The following is a 19,918-nucleotide window of genomic DNA, read 5'->3' on the forward strand; positions in this document are numbered from 1 at the left end:
CTTGGACCTTGCTTTATACCAGGCGTTTGCTGCCGTTACTTCTTCGGACTGTCGTAACTGGTTTGCTTGTGCCGGTTATTGTTGATATTTTATGGGGTTGCTCTAGATGAGATATGGATAATGAGGCTATAAAGAAGGTAGGAAGACGCGGCCGAAATCCGGCGAATAGAACGCAGGTCGTCCGGCAGAACATCTGTTTCATGCATTGAAATCGAAATGAATTCGCCAACTCTTTAGGCAATCCGCTTGAAAGTGTGTTATAATACACCGGAGCGAAAGGAGGGCGGGACCATGGATGCCCCCACATTATCCGATCGAGTCACAGTCAAAGCACCCGGCAAACTCACCATTTTTGCCAGCTATTTTTCCGGCACCGGAAAAACCCACGCCATGCTGGAAGCCGCCAGAACAGCAAAGCAGGAAGAGCGGGACGTGGTGATCGGCCTGCTGTCCTGCGATGCATGGCTGTCTGTTCAAGCAGGGGCCGAAGATTTTGAGGCGGTGCGCTGCAAGACCGTCACCCAGGACGGGCGCACAGAATCCGAAATCGATCTGGACGCCTGCATCCAAAGGCTGCCGCAGCTGATCCTGATCGATGACCTGTCCCACACCAACCGGGGCGAATCCCGCCATCGGAAGCGCTACCAGGATATCGAGGAACTGCTGATCGCGGGCATCGACGTCTATACGACGCTGGACGTGCAGCACATTGAGAGCATCCAGGACACCGTTGTCTCCATTCTGGGCTCTTCCATCTCCGAACGCATCCCCGACCACGTATTTGACCGGGCATCACGGGTGGAATTCATCGACATGGAACCGGAAAGGCTCCAGCAGCGCCTGCTGGAGCACAAAAAGGTCCAGCTGCTTTCCGGCTATTCCCTCTCCCAGTTGAGCGCGCTTCGTGAGATTGGCCTGCGCCGCTGCGCAGACCGGGCCGCTCTGTACACCCAGGCGGGGCAAAACGGGACGGGATATCGTTCCCACGAGCATATTCTGGTGTGCCTCTCCTCTGCTCCGTCCAATGAGAAAATCATCCGCACCGCCGCGCGGATGGCCTGCGCTTTCAAATGTGAGTTTACCGCGCTGTTTGTGGAAACAAAGGACTTTCAGTGGATGTCACCGCCGGACAAAGAGCGCCTGCGCTCCAACATACATCTGGCGCAGCAGCTGGGCGCATCCGTTGAGACCGTATACGGCGACGATGTGGCCTATCAAATCTCCGAATTTTCCCACTTGTCAGGGGTCACGAAAATTGTGCTGGGCCGCAGCGGCTTCCCTTCCCGGCCCCTGTTCCGCAAGGCATCTCTAACCGACCGGCTGATTGAGCTCACGCCGGAGCTGGATATCCACATTATTCCCGACAACGGAATGAACCATCTGTTTGCCACCCGACATCGGGAGATTATGCATCTGCCGCCCTTGTCCCTTCTGGACCTGCTCAAAAGCGGACTGATCCTGGTTTTGGCCACCCTCATCGGCTTTTTGTTCTATCATCTGGGCTTCACCGACGCCAATATCATCACCCTTTATATTTTGGGCATCATGCTGGTTTCCGTGTCCACAAAGAGCTCCATCTGCAGCTTTTTTGCATCCATTTTCAGCGTGCTCACCTTCAATTTCTTTTTCACCGCCCCCAGGTTTTCCCTGCACGCCTATGACAGCGGTTACCCGGTCACCTTTCTTGTGATGTTCCTGGCTTCCCTGCTCACCGGCTCACTGGCCTCCAAGCTGAAATCCCACGCCAAGCGGTCGGCTCAGGTTGCATGGCGCACAAAGCTTCTCTTTGAAACCAATCAGAACCTCCAGAAGGCCCGGACGCAGGAGGAAATTCTCTCGGTCACAGCAAAACAGCTGCTAAAGATCTTCCAGCGCGACATCATCGTCTATCGCATCAAAGAAGAGAACCTTGCAGCGCCGGACATCTTCCTTGTGGATGACACCGCTTCGTCCGATTGTTACACCTCGGAAAAGGAACGCGAGGTGGCACAATGGGTGGTGACCAACAACAAAAGGGCCGGCGCGGGAACCGAGACCCTTTCCGACGCCCGCTGCACCTATCTGTCGGTTCGAAAAGGAGATCGGGTCTATGGGGTGGTGGGCATTGCCGCCTCGGATAAACCGCTGGATTCCTTTGAGACCAGTGTTCTCCTCTCGGTCCTGGGCGAATGTGCGCTGGCCCTTGAAAACCAAAAGAACCTGGAGGAAAAAGAAGCGGCTGCGGTTTTGGCCAAAAACGAACAGCTCCGCGCCAATTTGCTTCGGTCCATTTCGCACGATCTGCGCACCCCGCTTACTTCGATCTCCGGAAACGCCAGCAACCTGCTCTCCAATGGGGATCTGTTTGACGCCAAGACCAAAAAGCAGATGTACACCGACATTTACGACGACGCCATGTGGCTCATCAACCTGGTGGAAAATCTGCTGTCCGTCAGCCGCCTGGAAGAAGGCCGGATGAATCTGCATGTATCCACCGAACTGATGGACGAAGTCGTCGCGGAAGCGCTTCGCCACATCAACCGGAAAAGCGCAGAGTATCACCTGCATGTGCAAAACAGCGATGAATACCTTTTGGCGCAAATCGATGCCAAGCTGATTGTTCAGGTCCTCATCAACATCATTGATAATGCCATCAAGTACACGCCGGCGGGATCTGACATCGACATTGGATGGGAGCGCAAAGGGAGTTTTATTTACATTTCGGTTGCGGACAACGGGCCTGGCATTCCCGACCAGGCCAAGCCGCATATCTTCGACATGTTTTATACGGTATCCAATCAAATTGCGGACAGTCGCCGCAGCATGGGACTGGGCCTGGCACTGTGCAAATCCATCGTCAACGCACATGGAGGAGAAATCACCGTGGCCGATCATCTGCCCCATGGGTCCGTCTTTACATTTTCTGTGCCAGCCGGGGAGGTAGAACTGCATGAATAAACCTTTGATTCTGGTGGTTGAGGACGACACGCCCGTCCGCAACCTGATTACCACGACCTTAAAAGCCCACGAGTACCGTTTTTTGACTGCGGCGAACGGAGAGTCCGCAGTTCTGGAGGCCTCCTCCCACAACCCTGAAATCATTCTGCTGGACCTGGGCCTGCCGGATATGGACGGCGTGGAAGTGATTCACAAAGTGCGTTCCTGGTCCAATGTGCCCATCATTGTCATCAGCGCCCGGAGCGAGGACACCGACAAAATCGAAGCTCTGGATGCCGGCGCGGATGATTATCTGACCAAGCCCTTTTCTGTGGAAGAACTGCTCGCAAGGCTGCGGGTAACCCAGCGGCGGCTGGCTGCCCTGCAGGTCGGGTCCGCCAATACAGAGTCCGTCTTTACCAACGGCAAGCTCAAGGTGGATTATGCGGCGGGCTGCGCCTTTCTGGATGGGCAGGAGCTTCACTTGACTCCCAGCGAATACAAGCTGCTCTGTCTGCTGTGCAAAAATGTGGGGAAAGTCCTGACCCACACCTATATCACACAGCAGATTTGGGGAAGAAGCTGGGACAACGATGTGGCTTCGCTGCGTGTATTTATGGCCACCTTGCGGAAAAAACTGGAAAAAGAGCCGGGCTCTCCCCAATACATCCAGACGCACATTGGCGTCGGATACCGCATGATGAAAGTCGAGCCCTGCGAAAAAAACGACAACGGAGAAAACTAAACCATGATTCAAACGAGAAATACAGACAGCGCATTTTCGCTTTTATTTTCTGTCCCTACGGTGTTTTCCGAGCATCTCATCAAGCATGAGGACAACCAACTGCGGGACAAATACGACCACAATTCCTTTATCTATTCCGGCCAGCCCTCTCTGGAAGAATTTCAAAGAGCCCTGGCCTATCAAAAGGCCCGCGGGGATTCCTTCATCAAGCTGGAGGGCTATGAGCCGTTGGAACACACCTTTGGAATGGAACAGGAAGAAACCCTGACCATGGTTCTGCCTATAGATGCGGATTTTTCTTCCTGGAAGGTCAATCCCGACATTGCCATCCAGGCGCCAGACTTTGCCCAGCTGGAACAGCACGAGCTGAAATATTACGGCCCCCTGTACGGGGAGGATTTCACTGTGCGGAACAACCGGCGTCTCCGGGAAAAGCTGACCTACCATGGGGCCTATCTGGGCGGCAAGCTGGTGGGCTCCTGCTATACCTATTCCGCCGGCGGATACACCTGCATGGACAGCCTGGTGGTGGATGAAGACTACCGCCATCGGTACATCGCCACCACATTGATCAAATATCTCGCCGAAACCGCCCGCCGGGAAGGCAATGTCCTCTACCTCCACGCCGACCCGGAGGACACCCCCAAAGACATGTATGCCCGGATGGGATTCCAGACCACCGACACCGTCTACGAATACCTCTGCACCGATTTCAGCACCCTCAAACTGGACTGAAAACGACCATTCAAACCGCCTGACCTCTGCAAAGAGGTCAGGCTTTTTTGTTTGATTCAGCGAAAGAATAGCTCATAAACGTCCCGGTTTTGCGGGCTGCCGGCGGCGCTTTCTCTTGCGCCGGGGCTGCAAAGCTGTTACAATAAAACACGGCCGCTTTACTCAAAGAAAGGAATGGTTTCATGTATCACATTGCGCTTTGTGACGATACGCCGGAAGATATCCAGTTGATTCTCGCCATGGTGCAGCGCTGGGCTGCGGCCCGCGGCACAGAAATCCAGACGCAGACCTTCTCCTCCGCCGAGAACTTTTTGTTTCACTATGCGGAGGACAAGCAGTACGACATCCTGCTTCTGGATGTGGAAATGGGCGAAATGGACGGCGTTTCCCTGGCCAAGCGGCTGCGCCAGGCCAAAGACCCGGTCCAAATCGTCTTTATCACCGGCTATTCCGACTACATCGCCGAAGGGTATGAAGTATCGGCCCTCCACTATTTAATGAAGCCGGTCCGGGAAGAAAAGCTGATGGACGTCCTGGACCGGGCCGCCCAGCGGCTGCAGGTGGAGGATCGGGCCCTGTTCCTGAAACTGGAGGGCGAAATGGTCCGGGTGGCTCTGCGGGATATCCGCTATCTTGAGGTGCAGCAAAATTATGTCACCATCCACGCCGGGCAGGACTATACCCTCAAAAGCACTCTGGCCAAGCTGGCAGAGGAGCTGGATGAGCGGTTCTTTCAGCTGGGGCGCTCCTATATCGTCAATCTCCACTTTGTGCAGAGGGTGACGCGGCAGGAAGCCATTTTGCAGGACGGCGCACGCATTCCCCTGCCCCGCGGTTACTATGACAAGATCAACCGCGCCATCATTGAGAGGTGCTGAATATGTCTTTCCTGTCCAAATTCTTTCAGAGGCGGATGAACCGCCAGGTGGAAGCCTATCAGCGGGAGCTGCTGGAGACCCATTACGCCGAGGTCAACAATATGTACCATCAGATGCGGGGCTGGCGGCATGACTACCGCAACCACATCCAGACCATGAAGGCCTATGCTGCCGCCGGGGACTGGGAGGCCATAAAAAACTACCTGGACCTGCTGGACACCGACCTGAACACGGTGGACTCCGTCATCAAGACCGGCAACGCCATGGCGGACGCCATCCTGAACAGCAAAATCTCTCTGGCCAAGTCCAAGGACATCCAGGTACACGCTGACGCCCACATTCCCTATGCCCTGCCCATCTCGGAAATCGACCTGTGCGTTATTCTGGGCAACCTGTTTGACAACGCCATCGAGGCCAGTCTCCCCCTGCCCCCGGAACAGCGGCTGATCCGGGTGTATATGGACACCAAGGGCAATCAGCTCTACATCTCCTTTACCAATTTCACCGCCGGGAAAAAGCAGAAGAAGCTGGGCGGCCTTTTTGCCACCACCAAACAGGAAGCCGGCCACGGCTTCGGGCTGGTGCGGATGGATGCCGTTGTGGAGCGGATGGGCGGATATTTGAGCCGCAACAGCGAGGACGGCGCCTTCTCCACCGAGATCCTGCTGCCGCTGGACAGCAATTCGTCCCCCAAAAACGACAGTTCGTCCCCCAAGTGACCCGCTTCGGCGGGTCTTTTGTTATACTTTGGGCGTGAGGTGAAACAAGATGACACAGACAAATCAAACCAAGAAAAAGCACGCCTACAGCGTCGGGCAGAATGTCCGGTTTATGATCGGATGGGCCTGGCGGACCCACAAAGGGGTCCTGTGGCTCTGCCTGGCAGTGGCCGGGCTGTCGCTGGGCCTCAATCTGGCCCAGCTCTTTATCGCCCCCATGGTGCTGGCCCGTGTGGAGCAGCATGCTCCCCTGTCCCAGCTGCTGGAAACCATCGGGCTGTTTGCCCTGGCGCTGGTGGCGCTGAACGGACTGCTGGGCTATGTCAAACACAATACCATGTTCGGCCGGGTGGGTGTGCGGCTCTCCATCATCAATGCCTGCACCGTGAAATCCTGCACTACATCCTACCCCAACACCCGGGATCCGGCGGTCCTCAAACTGCTGGAAAAAGCCAAGAACGCCTGCGCCACCAATTCCTATCCAGCAGAACACATCTGGGAAACGCTGACCCAGCTTCTGCTCAATGTATCCGGCTTTGGCGTTTATCTGGCCCTGGTGTCGGGGCTGAATTTGGCTCTGGTTCTGGCGGTAACCGTCACCACCGCGGTGGGCTTCTTTGTCAGCCGCCGGATCAATGAGTGGGGCTACCGTCACCGGGAAGAAGAGGCCTCCTATCAAAAGAAAATCCAATACGTCCGGGACAAGGCTGAATCCATCCATCTGGCCAAGGATATTCGCATTTTCGGCCTGAGCGACTGGGTGAATTCCCTCTACCAGAGCACTCTGCGGCTGTACTCCGCCTTCATCCGCCGGCGGGAGCGGATTTACACCGTTGCCTGCGCGGTGGACGCTCTGCTGACATTGGCCCGCAACGGCATCGCCTATCTCTATCTGATTCAGCTGACCCTGGCCGAGGGACTCCCGGCCTCCCAGTTTTTGCTCTATTTCTCGGCCTTCAGCGGCTTTTCCACCTGGGTGACCGGCATTTTGCAGCAGGCTTCCACTCTGCGGCAGGAAAGTTTGGACTTGTCCAGCGTCCAGGAATACCTGCATCTGCCCGAGCCCTTCCGCTTTGAGGGCGGCAAACCCATCCCTCAGGGTCCTTCCTACGAGCTGCGGCTGGACCACGTTACCTTCCGCTACCCCGGCACCGACCGGGTCATCCTCCACGACATTGACCTGACCATCCATCCCGGCGAAAAAATCGCCGTGGTGGGCCTGAACGGCGCGGGCAAAACCACCCTGGTTAAGCTGCTCTGCGGTTTCTATGACCCCGACGAGGGCCGGGTGCTGCTGAACGGCATTGACATCCGGGAGTTCAACCGCCCCGACTACTACCGTCTGTTCTCCACCGTCTTTCAGGAGAGTTCCATTCTGGACATCACCGTGGCCGAGACGGTGGCCCAGGATGTGGACCATATCGACATGGACCGGGTCAAAGACTGCATCGCCAAGGCAGGTCTCACCGAAAAGATCGCGTCCCTGCCCCAGGGCTATGACACCCACATCGGGAAAAACGTCTATCTGGACGGAGTGGAATTTTCCGGCGGCCAGACCCAGCGCCTGATGCTGGCCCGGGCCCTCTACAAAGACGGGCCTTTCCTGGTTCTGGACGAACCCACCGCCGCTCTGGACCCCATTGCCGAGAACGACATTTATCAGAAATACAGCGAAATGACCGCCGGCAAGTCCTCGGTGTTCATCTCTCACCGGTTGGCCTCCACCCGCTTCTGCGACCGAATCCTGTTTGTGAAGGACGGCGTCATCGCCGAAGAGGGCACCCACGACCAGCTGCTGAAAAAAGGCGGCAGCTATGCCAAGCTGTTCGACATCCAGGCTCGGTATTATCAGGAAGGGAGGGATCTGGATGAAATCCAGCTCTGAGAAAGTCACCCTGAAAGAAACTTTGCAAATCCATCTGCGGGCCTATCGGGATCTGCGGCCCTACCGTCCCGGCGTTTTCGCGGCTGCCGGTATCCACGGTGCTGTCAGCGCACTGAGCCCCTATGCCACCGTGTACCTGTCGGCCCGGCTTATCAACGAGCTGGCGGGAGCCCGTCGACCCGAAGTCCTCTGGCCGCTGGTGGGGATCACCCTGGCCGTCACTGCCGGTCTGGTCCTTCTGACCGGGGCTCTGTCCCACTGGAAAGAAGCTGCCTATGACCAATACATCCAGGCCCAGGAAAAGCTTTTCACCGACAAGATGCTGTCCCTGGACTTTGCCGACGTGGATAATGCCCAGACTCATGATCTGCTCTCCCAGGTCCGGCAGAACAAGGTATGGGGCGGCTGGGGCTTCTGTCTCATGCTGGAAGCTTTCGGAGAAATCGCCAAGGGTGCGGCAGGCATTTTGGGAGCCATCGCGCTGACGGTCAGCCTGTTCACCCTACCGGTGCCTGCATCAGCGGGCCGACTGGTGGTCCTGAACCATCCCCTTTTCGTCGCCCTTCTGGTCGTCGTGCTGGTGCTGGCCGCTGTACTGGCCCCCATCTGCACCAACCGCTCCAACCAGTGCTGGGTCTCCCTTGCCGATGATGCGAAGCTCACCAACCGCATTTTTCATGGGTTTAGCTACCTGTCCAACGAAAAAGAAAACAGTCTGGACATCCGGATGTACAATCAGCACAAGATTGCAAACCACTACCTGTTGACCACCAACAACGTTTTCGGCGCCAACGGCAAAGCCGCACGGATGGCCCGGGGCTCCATGGGTGCATGGGTGGCGCTGGGTTCCTCCCTCAGCGCTGTGCTGACCGGCCTGGTCTATGTCTTTGTATGTCTGAAAGCCTGGGCCGGAGCTTTTGGCGTCGGTTCCATAACCCAGTATGTGGGGGCGGTCACTGCCCTGAGCACCAGCATTTCCACCCTGGTGGAGAGCGTGGGCATCCTGCAGAGCAACACCGTCTTTATGCGGACCATCTATCAGTTCCTGGATATTCCCAACCAGATGTATCAGGGCACCCTCACCACCGAAAAGCGCTCTGACCGTCAATACGAGGTGGAGTTCCGGGATGTGTCTTTCAAATACCCCGGCTCGGACGTCTGGGCTCTGCGCCATGTGAACATGAAGTTTAAAGTGGGCGAGCGGATGGCCGTCGTAGGCGAAAACGGCAGCGGCAAAACCACCTTCATCAAGCTTCTGTGCCGTCTGTACGACCCCCAGGAGGGCAAAATCCTTCTGAACGGCATCGACATCCGCAAATACAACTACCGGGACTACATGAACCTGTTTTCGGTGGTGTTCCAGGACTTCCAGCTGCTGGCCCAGCCTCTGGGGGATAACGTGGCCGGTTCCCAGACCTACGACCGTCCCAAGGTCCGGCAGGCACTGATCGACGCCGGTTTCGGCGACCGCCTGAACAGCCTGCCCCAGGGCCTCGACACCATGCTGTTTAAGGAGTTCGCCGAGGACGGCGTGGATGTATCGGGCGGCGAGGCCCAGAAAATCGCCATCGCCCGGGCACTCTACAAAAACGCTCCCTTCATCATTCTGGATGAACCCACCGCGGCTCTGGACCCCATCGCTGAGGCAGAGATTTACGCCAAGTTCAACGACATTGCCGGAGACAAAACCGCAGTCTACATCAGCCACCGGCTGTCCTCCTGCAAGTTCTGTGATGAGATCGCCGTCTTTGACCATGGCCAGGTGATTCAGCAGGGCACACACGACAGCCTGCTGGCCGACGAGGACGGCAAGTATTACGCCCTCTGGATGGCCCAGGCCCAATACTATACCGAATAACCAAAAGGCTGGCAGCCGATGCAAAGTGCATCCACTGTCAGCCTTTGGTGTTTTCAAGTTTGCGGGCGAGTTTCGCTGTCCCCTGCGGCCTGCTGCTCAGTCAGGCAGCGGTGGTACTCCTCCAAAAGGGAGGCCAGGGTAATCCCCTCCATGGCCTGGCGGACCGAATCCTCAATCTTCTGATAAGGAGCGCGAAGCACCGTACGGATATTCTGCGCCACCGGGCAGGGCCGTCCCTGACAGGGGTGAATTCCAATCAGACAGGACAGGCCGTCGGGCTTGAGGGCGCGGTAAATCTGATACAGCGTGATGTCTGCCGGGTCCCGGCACAGTTCTGCGCCGCCGGTACCCCGGGCCACCGAGATCAGCCCCGCCTTTTTCAGGGCGCTGATGACGGTCCGGATCACCACCGGGTTGCAGCCGGTGCTCTGGGCCAGCAGAGCGCTGGTCACCCGCGCTTTTCCCTTTGCCTCATGAATGAATATCAGGCAGTGCACTGCAATGGAGCACTTGATACTGATCTGCATGGTTCTCCCCCTCGGATTGTGGAACGCAAGATGTAAAGATTGACTTTACATCCAGCTGGTGGTACACTGGACAAGGTCAGATGTAACGGTTTCCTTTACATCCTATTGTAATCCATCTTTTCAAAAATGCAACCGGGAATATTCCCCCAAAGAGAGAAGGACAGTCATGAACATCACCGAATTGTATTTCAGCCCCACCGGCGGCACCCAGAAAGCCGCCGATCTTTTCACCCAGGCTCTGGCAGGCCAGGTGCAGACCGTGGACCTGTGCGACAGCCGTGCAGACTTCAGCGCAGTTTCCCTGTCGGCTGAGGATTTGGCCGTCATCGCGGTGCCGTCCTATGGCGGACGGGTCCCTGCGGTGGCCATTCAGCGCCTGTCCGCCGTCCACGGCAACGGCGCAGCCGCCGTCCTGATGGTGGTATACGGGAACCGTGCCTTTGAGGACACCATGGTGGAGCTGGAGGACGCCGCCAAGGCGGCCGGGTTCCATGTGGTGGCAGGCGTTGCGGCGGTGGCTGAGCATTCCATCGCCCGGCAGTTTGCCGCGGGCCGCCCCGATGCGCAGGACGCCGCCCAGCTGGCTGCCTTTGCGGCACAGGTTCAGGAAAAGCTGGCCGCAGACCGCACCAGCCAGCCCGCTATCCCCGGCAATCGTCCCTACAAGAAGGCGGGCGGCTCGGGCATGGTACCCAAGCCCACCAAGGACTGTGCCAGCTGCGGCCTCTGCGCCCAGAGCTGCCCTGTCCAGGCCATTGACCCGGCCAATCCCCAGAAGGTGGACAGCCACGCCTGCATCTCCTGTATGCGGTGTGTCGCGGTCTGCCCCCACGGCGCGCGGAAGCTCAATCCGGTGATGCTGGCCACCGCCAACACCATGCTGAAAAAGGTCTGCTCGGACCGCAAGGAAAACGAGCTGTTCCTCTAAGGGGCTCTCCCCCGTCGTCCCGGCAGCGGACTGCGCGGGCCTCTTTTCAAAGAGGAGGTTCGGTGCTATACTGATGACAATTTACTGAATCATCCGGGAGGACAGGTTATGAAACGTTGGATTGTATACGGCAGCGAATACGGAACCACCCGCCGCTATGCGGAAGCCTGTTCCGCCCGGACCGGCATCCCGGCGGCGGACTACCGGTCCGCTCCGGATCTGGGCAGCTGCGACCAGGTGATCTATTTTGGCGGCCTGTATGCAGGCGGCGTCTGCGGACTGAAGAAAACCATCAAGTCCCTGTCCCCCGGCGTCCAGCTGATTCTGGTGACGGTGGGGCTGGCGGATGTGTCCGACCCCGAGAACATTCACAGCATCCGCGCATCCATCCAGAAACAGGTCCCGGCGGAGCTTCTCCGCCGCGCCCAAATTTTTCATCTGCGGGGCGGGATTGATTATTCCAGACTGGGCTTCAAGCACAAAACCATGATGACCCTCCTCTATAACAAAGTAAAGAATCTCCCGCCGGAAAAACGGAACGCCGAGACCCAGGCCCTCATCGACACCTTCAACCAAAAGGTCGACTTTGTGGACCTGAATGCTCTTGACCCCATTGTGGAGGCTCTGGGCTGAATTCCCGATTCGCCGCAGACATTCCCATCGAACCAAACCAGCAGGTCACCTGACCTGCTGGTTTCTTTTTATGTCTGGCTGTTTTCTGCGCGGTTTTGATTGGTTTTGAATGATCGTTCTGTCTTTTAGGAGATGTGATGCTTTTTTCAGGAAATCTTTGTGAAGTTTTACGATTGATTTTGATTGACTTTGACTGTTTTTGGTGCTATACTCAGCTCAGACAAGCAAAACAGTTCACGCTCACCCACCTATCCAATCACAATCCGCCAAACCCGCTCAAGCAAGGATGCGGGGCGCGATTCAGAAAGGAGCATTCAGATGTTAGCGGAAGAACGGTTTGACAATATCCTCAAAATCCTGGCCCAGCGGCGTTCGGTGACGGTACAGGAGCTGTGCGACGCACTGGACGCCAGCGAATCCACCATCCGGCGGGACCTGGTGCTGCTCAGCCAGCAGGGCCGCCTCAACCGGGTTCACGGAGGCGCCACCCTGCCGGACAACGCTTTCCTGACCAACGAAGAGAGCATGGCCGCCAAAGAGCACCAGGCCGTCGCCCAAAAACAGAGCATCGGCCAGATGGCCGCCGGATTCATCCAGGCCGACGACTTCGTCTTTGTGGATGCAGGCAGCACCACCCTGCAGCTGATCTGCGCCCTGCAGGGTCAGGGGCTGCGGGCCACCTTCGTCACCAACGGCATCGCCCACGCCCGCCTGCTGGCCCAAAAGGGATGCAGGGTCTACACCCTGGGCGGCCAGGTCCGCCCCAACACCGAGGCGGTGGTGGGAACGGCGGCCATGTCCAGCGTGGGGCGCTACAACTTCACCAAAGCGTTCATGGGCGCCAACGGCGTCTCACTGGACCGCGGGTTCACCACCCCCGACGTGGAGGAAGCCGCCCTCAAGACTCTGGCCATCAGCCGGTCCATGGAGAGCTGGTTTCTGGTGGACGACTCCAAATTCGGCAAGATTTACTCCGCTGTGATTTGTGAGCTCACCGACGCGGCCATCGTGACCAACCGCCTCCCCAACGAAAAATACCGCCGGTACGTCCTGATCAAAGAGAGCGACGCGTCCGAACAAATCATTTCTCAGGAAAAGGAGAGTCAAGTATGATCTATACGGTTACCTTCAATCCGGCCATTGACTATGTGGTTCACCTGCCCGGCAGCCTGGAACTGGACGCTGTCAACCGCACCGTTCAGGAGGAATATCTCTTCGGCGGCAAGGGCATCAACGTCTCCAGCGTGCTGCGGGCTCTGGACTGCGAAAACACCGCTCTGGGCTTTGTGGCCGGGCCCACCGGCCGCTGGCTGGAAGACGGTCTGCGGGACCAGGGGGTCCGCACCGACTTCATTCACCTGACCGAAGGCGTCACCCGCATCAACGTCAAGATCAAGGCCTCGGAGGAGACCGAGATCAACGGCATGGGCCCCCAGATCGGCGAGGCAGACATGGAGCAGCTCTACGCCAAGCTGGACTGCCTGAAGGCCGGTGACGCCCTGGTTCTGGCGGGCAGCATCCCCTCTTGTCTGGCCGGCGACACCTACGAAAAGATCATGGCCCGTCTGGATGGGCGCGGGGTTCGGATTGTGGTGGATGCCACCCGGGATCTGCTGGTAAACGTCCTGAAATACAAGCCGTTCCTCATCAAGCCCAACAACCACGAGCTGGGCGAAATCTTTGGCCGGGAACTGACCACCGACGCCGAAATCATCGCCTGCGCAGCCCTGCTCCAAAGCCGCGGCGCCCGGAATGTTCTGGTGAGCATGGCCGGAGACGGCGCCCTGCTGCTGGACGAAAACGGCAACACCCACCGGATGGGCGTGCCCAAGGGCAAGGTCCTGAACAGCGTGGGCGCTGGAGACAGCATGGTGGCCGGCTTCCTGGCGGGCTATCTGCAAAAGGGCGATTATGAGTGGGCCCTGCGGCTGGGCACTGCCGCAGGCAGCGCCACCGCCTTTTCGCTGGGCCTGGCTACCCGAGAAAAAATCGACGCTCTGCTGAACGAGTTCTAAGAAAACCGTTTTGATCACAAGAGAAAGGAAGAAGATTTCTATGCGGATTACCGAACTGTTTTCTGTTCAGGCCATCGCTCTGGACAGCACGGCAGCCGATCAGGCTGCGGTGATCGACCAGCTGGTGGAGCTGCAGTGCAACCACGGCAACATCACCGACAAGGCCGCCTACAAGGCCGCCATCTATGCCCGTGAAAAGGAAGCCTCCACCTACGTGGACAACGGCATCACCGTTCCCCACGCCAAGGCCGCCTGCGTCACCCGGCCCAGCCTGGCTGTCCTGCGGCTGAGCAATCCGGTGCAGTACAACCCCGAGGACGACAGCAAGAGCGACCTGTTCTTTATGATTGCCGCCCCCGAAAACGGCAGCCTCCATGTGGATATGCTGGCCCGCATGATGCAGATGCTAATGCATGAAGATTTCGTGGAGCAGCTGCGGGCCGCCAAGACGCCCCAGGAATTCCTGGACTGCATCGACGCCCAGGAGCAGCAGCAGTTTGGCTCTGAGAGCTTCACCCAGGAGAAAATTGCCCCGCAGGGCTACCGGATTCTGGCCGTGACCGCCTGCCCCACCGGCATCGCTCACACCTACATGGCCGCTGAGGCCCTGGTCAAGGCCGGCGACAAGCTGGGCCTGCCCTGCAAGGTGGAAACCAACGGCTCGGGCGGCGCCAAGAACCTCTTGACCGCCGACGAGATCGCCGCCTGCGACGGCATCATCGTGGCCGCCGACAAGAACGTGGAGACCGCCCGCTTTGACGGCAAACCGGTTCTGTTCACCCGGGTGGACGACGGCATCCACAAGCCCGAAGAACTGATTCAGCGGATCGAGAGCGGCGAAGTGCCCGTCTTTCACGCCAAGGGCGGCAAGCCTGCCGCCGAGGCCGCCGGCAGCGACAGCCTGGGCCACACCGTCTACAAGCATCTGATGAACGGCGTCTCCCACATGCTTCCCTTTGTGGTTGGCGGCGGCATCCTGATCGCGCTGGCCTTCCTGTTCGATGATTTCTCCATCGACCCCGCCAACTTCGGTATGAACACCCCGCTGGCTGCCTTCTTCAAGACGGTGGGCAACGCGGCCTTCAGCTACATGCTGCCCATCCTGTCGGCCTACATCGCCATGTCCATCGCCGATCGTCCGGGTCTGGCCGTCGGTTTCGTGGGCGGCGTCCTGGCCATGAACGGCACCAGCTTCTCCGGCCTGATGGAAGGCAGCACTACCGGCATCTCGGGCGGCTTCCTGGCAGCTCTGCTGGCTGGTTTCGTGGCCGGCTATCTGGTCAAGTTCCTGGAAAACATCACCGAAAAACTCCCCAGCAGTGTAGACGGCATCCGTCCCATGCTGATCTATCCCCTGGGCGGCATGCTGGTCATGGGCGTGGTCATGTGCGCCATTAACCCTATCATGGGCTTCATCAATGAGGCCATTGCCGCCTGGCTGAACACCATGGGCGGCACCTCCAAGGTCTTGCTGGGCGCCATCTGCGGCGGCATGATGAGCATCGATATGGGTGGCCCCTTCAACAAGGCTGCTTACGTCTTTGGCACCGCGGCCCTCTCCTCCGGCACATACGATGTCATGGCCGCTGTCATGGTGGGCGGCATGGTTCCTCCCATTGCCATCGCCCTGTCCACCACCTTCTGCCCGAAGAAATGGACCCGTGAGGAGCGCAAGAACGGTTTTGTCAACTACATCATGGGTCTGTGCTTCATCTCGGAGGGCGCGATCCCCTTCGCAGCCACCGATCCCCTCCGCGTCCTGCCCAGCTGCGTCATCGGCTCGGCGGTCGCAGGTGCTCTCTCCATGCTCTTTGGCTGCACCCTGCGGGCTCCTCACGGCGGTATCTTCGTCTTCCCCGTGGTGGGCAATGCCCTGCTGTATGTGGTGGCTCTGGCCGCCGGCAGCGTTGTGGGCGCGCTCCTGCTGAGTCTGCTCAAGAAGCCAGTTCAGGAGTAATTCCGCGGCACATCCCCAAGCAATCCTCCCTTCTTATATTCCCAGCCCAAAGGACCGGCGCAAGCCGGTCCTTTGCCTTTTCCCTCCATCATAAAAACCGCCCGCAGCTGCTTGCTTTTTTGCAGCACGGGCGGTTTCTTTTTTGGTTTGATTCAAGGAATGTTTCTGTTCCGGTCAGGCCATCTCAAGCTGGATGATCTCGGGGTCGCTGTCGGCTTCTCTGGACGACTTTTTGGCGGTCTGGGCTGCAGCCGATCCATGGACCAGGGCCGGGTCCAGAATGGCGCCGGTCTTGAGGATTTGTCCGCTGGCCGCCAGACGCTGATGCAGATCCAGAGAGAACTGCGCGCTGAGGCCTTTCCGGTCCAAAAGGCGGCGGAATTTCAGCAGCGTAGACGCATCCGGCACCCCGCTGTCCAGGAAATCCACCCCCATAAAGCTGCGCATGGCGTAGCTGTCATAGATGGTCTCCTCTACAGCTGCCGCCGAAAGCTGAAACCAGTTCTGCAAAAGATACATCCGCAGCATCTTTTCGATGCCCATGGGCGGACGGCCACGATGGCCCGGCGGATAGTAGGGCTCCACAGCCGCCACCCATTCCTCCCAGGGAATCAGGCCGTTCATGGTCTCGAGGAATTTTTCCCGCCGGGTGCTTTTCTTTCGCCTGCTGTATTCCAGATCGCTGAACGTCAACTGCGCCATTTTGCCTTCCTCCGCCGTCGCTTTTTCTTATTATACTACAAATTTCGCCTTGTGGGCAGAGGAATTTCACCTTTTTGCAAGAAAATGCGTCAGAGCTCCATGGTGCCGGGGCTTTCACCCATCCGTGCAGCATCTTCGTTCTTGCGGAAAATGTCCAGGGTATGGTGGGACCACCCCACCATGTCCGGGCGCTCACAGACGGTAAGGTGATAGTCCAGGTACGGCCGGTACACGTCCTCCTCCATTGTCTCTATGGTCTCCCGCATAAAATGGCCCAGCCCATCGGCTGCAGCAAAGACCAGCTGCGTGACGGGCAATTCTGACCGCAGAGCGTCAATGTCCTCTTTTCGGTAAAGCTGAAAAATATCCTTTGGCCGGGAAAACGTTTGAAACGTGACCGGGTTTGTCAAACCCTCGGCGATGAGATCCTGGATTTTTCCCCGCACAAACCCTGTAGACAGAAGGGCCGGGTCCGCCATGCAATAGGCCGCAAACAGGACGCCGCCGGGTCTGGTCACACGAACCGCTTCCCGCAAGGATTTGCGCTGATCCTCCGGGTCAAACAAGTGATACATGGGTCCCAGGATCAGGGTCAGATCATAGACGTTGTCCTCCAGCCACGACAGGTCGGTGGCGTCGCCCTGCCGAATGGTCACCGGTTCCCCTTCCCGTGTGTTTTGGCGAAACTGCTGGATGTTGCGCTCTATCAGCTCCACAGCGTCCACAGAATAGCCCTGCCGCGCCAGCGCATGGCTGTACCGGCCGGTCCCTGCACCCAGCTCCAATATACGCATACCCGGTTTCAGGAAGCGCTGGATATAGTGCATGGTTGTGACATATTCCACCTTCCCGCAGCGGGATGCAAGGCGGGCTTCCTCGTCGTAGCTTTGATAGAAATCCTGTAATTCTCTCTTGGCATCCATCGTTCAGGCTCTCCATGTCTTACCGCAGATCAGGCCCGGCCGGCGTTCCAGCTGCGGGCGGCGATGCGGAAAAACTTGGTCATCAGCGGGATATAAGTCACCCAAAAGACCAGGCTGCAGAGGATACGGACCGGGGTCTTTGCCTTGGCGGTCAGGCAGCTGCCCACCAGAACACCCATGGAGAACAGACAGAATTTCAGAGCGGCAAGCATTCTCCAATCGGATTCCTGAATGTACTGGTCAGCGAGTGCAAAAAACTTTTTCATAATGACAACCTCCTTTGAAAAACTCTATACCATGAGCACTGATTTCGCGCCCACAACGGCTGTTTCAGGTCAGATGCTCCAGCAGCGCTTTGCATCCCTCCTCGATATCCCGATAGGCAATATCAAAGCGGTCGCTGTACCACGGGTCGGCCACATCGCCGCCCCGGCCGGTATAATCCATCAGCTTGCGGACCTTCCCTTCCGGGTCCGCCCCCAGAATGCGCATCATATTGCGGATGTTGTTTTCATCCATGCCGATCAGGAGATCGTAGTGGTTATAATCCGCTTTTGTCAGCTGGACCGCCCGTTTGCCTGCGCAGGCTATCCCGTGTTTGGCAAGTTCGTCCCTGGCCGGCGGATAGACCGGGTTGCCGACGCCATTCCATATTTCCTCCCGGCTGGTAGCACAGGAGGCCACTTCAAACTCCTCTGCTCTGCCGCTTTTTCGGACATGGTCTTTGAAGATGAACTCCGCCATGGGGCTTCTGCAAATGTTGCCGTGGCAAACGAACAGGATTTTGGTCATAGATAGATAACTCCTTTAAATCGTCACGTTTCTTCTTAAACGCTCGATTCTACATTATTTTTGTTCAAACAAGATGAAGTGGCTTAGAACTGTCCCCCACGTATCTTTTTAAATCTTTCCGGATTTTTTTGTGTTTCTTTCTGTCTTATCAAGCCGCCAGCTGTACACATTTTACCCTTTGCCATCTTTGTCAAGATAGCAAAACCGATACATTCTTACGTTGATATTCTCCGTCCCGCAAAATTCGATTGCGGCGGTCGCGCCTCTTTTCACTCATTGAAATCTCTCCTTCACAGGGAGAGCCAAACTTGCACCTTTATCATATCACAAGTCCGGCTCATCGTACAAGCTTAGCAAGGAAGGATTCCTCGTTCATTTTGATATTGTCAAAGCACCGTTGCCTGGTCTAAACAGCATTCGAATTTTCCCTCTTGATCAAAGTGCGATTCCCGTTCATAACATAGAAATCGTCGTTAGGGTGCTCATCAATCTGTGTCCGAAGCTTATTTTCTCCTAGGTAGTGAACTGAACTCCGGGTACTGCTGAAGGATATGGTAGCGGTTGTGACCGTCTACAAGCACGCCGTTCCAGGAGATCAGCGAGTTGATAACCACCCCGTCTGCCAGGATATTTTCCTCCAACTGTTTCCGCTCTTCTTCCCGCAGGGGCGAAATTTTGCCTGCAAACTCCGGGCCAATGGTGAGATGCTGCAACATAGGGCGGGTGCTATCCCGGTGAGCCGCAGCAGGTTGGATGTAGTAGTCGAAACCATAGCGGGTGTGGCAGTAAGTACAGACATTCTTGGTCTGCTGATGTACAACCTTAACATATATGCTTTTTCAGTACGGGGATCGTCAGGCTAAAGCACTTTTGATTCTCCTAATGTTATTCTTGGCTTATTTCAACAGCAACTTATTTTTTGAATTGACTTGCTTTTCCATCCAGCTTCGGTATAATATCAATAAAGACTATTTTCGAATTTTGTACTTTATCAAGGTGGTGACGGCTTATGGCACGGAAAGCCTATTCAGAACAGGAGCGGGAGCAGGTAAAAGAGGCCTTGATGGTCGCTGTACTCCAGTGTATTGTGGACCGGGGTCTGATCCACAGCAGCATTGAAACTTTGTGCCGAAAAACAGGTATCTCCAAAACCTTTTTCTACAGTCTCTTTGCCTCCAAGGAGGAACTGGTGTGCCAAGCCCTGCGATATCAGCAGCCCCGGCTGCTGGATTACGCGCGGCATCTAATGAAAGATCCCTCCCTCAGTTGGCGGGCAGGAGTGGAGACATTCCTGAAAAATTGCTGCTATGGAGCCCAAAGCGGGGTTGCCATTTTGTCCATTGAGGAAGAACAGCAGGTGTACCGCTGCCTCTCGGAGGAGAATTTCCGGGCTTTCCGGCGGGATCAGACTGTTTTTTATGGCAACCTGCTCTCTATCTTTGGCCTCCCGACAGACAGCATAGACCCCCGCCTCTTTGGCAATCTGGCTTTAGCCATGATGATGGTCCACAAGGCCATCCCCGACACCATGCCCTTTCTTTTCCCAGAAGTGGCGGAGGAGATGGTGGACTTCCAAGTCAAGGCTCTGGTGGATGAGATGCAGCATATCAAAGAGAATATGCCTCAGGTAGAACAAGATGATTAGAGTTCAATCTCCATGTTCAAGCGGACACAAAACAACAGAATACTCTCAGTCGTACAAGGA

General features: G+C 57.0%; 20 protein-coding genes. 13 read left to right on the plus strand and 7 right to left on the minus strand.

Features of this window, described 5'->3' with window-relative positions; all coding sequences use genetic code 11:
- Positions 1-291 precede the first annotated feature (291 nt).
- From B5F27_RS12275 to B5F27_RS12305, 7 genes are all read left to right on the plus strand, one after another.
- Positions 292-2,937 carry a sensor histidine kinase KdpD gene (locus tag B5F27_RS12275; protein ID WP_087368170.1) on the plus strand — a complete coding sequence of 882 codons (2,646 nt, stop codon included), beginning with the start codon at positions 292-294 and terminating at the stop codon, positions 2,935-2,937.
- Complete coding sequence (locus tag B5F27_RS12280) at positions 2,930-3,661, plus strand: response regulator transcription factor (RefSeq protein ID WP_087368172.1); 732 nt, start codon at positions 2,930-2,932, stop codon at positions 3,659-3,661. Before B5F27_RS12275 ends, B5F27_RS12280 begins: the two co-directional genes overlap by 8 nt.
- A 3-nt stretch (positions 3,662-3,664) precedes the next feature.
- Positions 3,665-4,396, plus strand: coding sequence for a GNAT family N-acetyltransferase (locus tag B5F27_RS12285; RefSeq protein WP_087368173.1), 732 nt, complete (start codon positions 3,665-3,667; stop codon positions 4,394-4,396).
- 182 nt (positions 4,397-4,578) lie between these two features.
- On the plus strand, positions 4,579-5,274 hold the full coding sequence (locus tag B5F27_RS12290) for a LytTR family DNA-binding domain-containing protein (RefSeq protein WP_087368175.1): 696 nt from the start codon (positions 4,579-4,581) through the stop codon (positions 5,272-5,274).
- A gap of 2 nt (positions 5,275-5,276) precedes the next feature.
- On the plus strand, positions 5,277-5,993 hold the full coding sequence (locus B5F27_RS12295; protein ID WP_087368177.1) for a GHKL domain-containing protein: 717 nt from the start codon (positions 5,277-5,279) through the stop codon (positions 5,991-5,993).
- Between the two features lie 49 nt (positions 5,994-6,042).
- Positions 6,043-7,878: an ABC transporter ATP-binding protein gene (locus B5F27_RS12300; protein WP_087368179.1), complete on the plus strand. Its 1,836-nt coding sequence runs from the start codon at positions 6,043-6,045 to the stop codon at positions 7,876-7,878.
- On the plus strand, positions 7,862-9,736 hold the full coding sequence (locus B5F27_RS12305) for an ABC transporter ATP-binding protein (protein ID WP_087368181.1): 1,875 nt from the start codon (positions 7,862-7,864) through the stop codon (positions 9,734-9,736). Before B5F27_RS12300 ends, B5F27_RS12305 begins: the two co-directional genes overlap by 17 nt.
- Positions 9,737-9,789: 53 nt before the next feature.
- Here the strand turns inward: B5F27_RS12305 and B5F27_RS12310 are convergent, their stop codons facing one another.
- Entirely contained in the window at positions 9,790-10,263 is a 474-nt protein-coding gene (locus tag B5F27_RS12310; RefSeq protein ID WP_087368184.1) for an Rrf2 family transcriptional regulator, read from the minus strand.
- A 166-nt stretch (positions 10,264-10,429) separates the two neighbouring features.
- Here B5F27_RS12310 and B5F27_RS12315 point away from each other — a divergent pair, with 166 nt between their 5' ends.
- The 5 genes from B5F27_RS12315 to B5F27_RS12335 all read left to right on the plus strand — a co-directional run bounded on the left by B5F27_RS12315 (position 10,430) and on the right by B5F27_RS12335 (position 15,796).
- Positions 10,430-11,191, plus strand: coding sequence for a 4Fe-4S binding protein (locus B5F27_RS12315; protein ID WP_087368186.1), 762 nt, complete (start codon positions 10,430-10,432; stop codon positions 11,189-11,191).
- Positions 11,192-11,299: 108 nt separating this feature from the next.
- Positions 11,300-11,824: a flavodoxin domain-containing protein gene (locus B5F27_RS12320; RefSeq protein WP_087368189.1), complete on the plus strand. Its 525-nt coding sequence runs from the start codon at positions 11,300-11,302 to the stop codon at positions 11,822-11,824.
- 318 nt (positions 11,825-12,142) lie between these two features.
- Entirely contained in the window at positions 12,143-12,937 is a 795-nt protein-coding gene (locus tag B5F27_RS12325) for a DeoR/GlpR family DNA-binding transcription regulator (RefSeq protein WP_087247001.1), read from the plus strand.
- Positions 12,934-13,839, plus strand: coding sequence for a 1-phosphofructokinase (pfkB, locus tag B5F27_RS12330; RefSeq protein ID WP_087368191.1), 906 nt, complete (start codon positions 12,934-12,936; stop codon positions 13,837-13,839). Before B5F27_RS12325 ends, pfkB begins: the two co-directional genes overlap by 4 nt.
- 40 nt (positions 13,840-13,879) lie before the next feature.
- Positions 13,880-15,796, plus strand: a complete 1,917-nt coding sequence (locus B5F27_RS12335; protein WP_087368193.1) for a fructose-specific PTS transporter subunit EIIC — start codon at positions 13,880-13,882, stop codon at positions 15,794-15,796.
- A 174-nt stretch (positions 15,797-15,970) separates the two neighbouring features.
- Here the strand turns inward: B5F27_RS12335 and B5F27_RS12340 are convergent, their stop codons facing one another.
- The 6 genes from B5F27_RS12340 to B5F27_RS12365 all read right to left on the minus strand — a co-directional run bounded on the left by B5F27_RS12340 (position 15,971) and on the right by B5F27_RS12365 (position 18,929).
- Positions 15,971-16,498: a transposase gene (locus B5F27_RS12340; RefSeq protein ID WP_087368194.1), complete on the minus strand. Its 528-nt coding sequence runs from the start codon at positions 16,496-16,498 to the stop codon at positions 15,971-15,973.
- Between the two features lie 89 nt (positions 16,499-16,587).
- On the minus strand, positions 16,588-17,421 hold the full coding sequence (locus B5F27_RS12345) for a class I SAM-dependent methyltransferase (protein ID WP_087368196.1): 834 nt from the start codon (positions 17,419-17,421) through the stop codon (positions 16,588-16,590).
- 29 nt (positions 17,422-17,450) lie between these two features.
- Positions 17,451-17,687: a hypothetical protein gene (locus tag B5F27_RS12350; RefSeq protein ID WP_087368198.1), complete on the minus strand. Its 237-nt coding sequence runs from the start codon at positions 17,685-17,687 to the stop codon at positions 17,451-17,453.
- A 64-nt stretch (positions 17,688-17,751) separates the two neighbouring features.
- The gene (locus B5F27_RS12355; RefSeq protein WP_087368200.1) at positions 17,752-18,213 is read right to left on the minus strand and encodes a low molecular weight protein-tyrosine-phosphatase; all 462 of its coding nucleotides are present in this window, start codon (positions 18,211-18,213) and stop codon (positions 17,752-17,754) included.
- Positions 18,214-18,403: 190 nt separating this feature from the next.
- A complete protein-coding gene (locus B5F27_RS16590; RefSeq protein ID WP_242962187.1) occupies positions 18,404-18,490 on the minus strand; it encodes an integrase DNA-binding domain-containing protein in 87 nt (28 codons plus the stop codon).
- 226 nt (positions 18,491-18,716) lie between these two features.
- Positions 18,717-18,929 (minus strand): hypothetical protein, encoded by a 213-nt coding sequence (locus B5F27_RS12365; protein ID WP_087368203.1) that lies wholly within the window; start codon positions 18,927-18,929, stop codon positions 18,717-18,719.
- A 293-nt stretch (positions 18,930-19,222) separates the two neighbouring features.
- Between B5F27_RS12365 and B5F27_RS12370 the strand changes: the two genes are divergently transcribed.
- Positions 19,223-19,858 (plus strand): TetR/AcrR family transcriptional regulator, encoded by a 636-nt coding sequence (locus tag B5F27_RS12370; protein WP_087368205.1) that lies wholly within the window; start codon positions 19,223-19,225, stop codon positions 19,856-19,858.
- Positions 19,859-19,918 lie beyond the last annotated feature (60 nt).

The sequence above is a fragment of the Faecalibacterium sp. An192 genome, assembly GCF_002160175.1.
Taxonomy (GTDB): domain Bacteria; phylum Bacillota; class Clostridia; order Oscillospirales; family Ruminococcaceae; genus Faecalibacterium.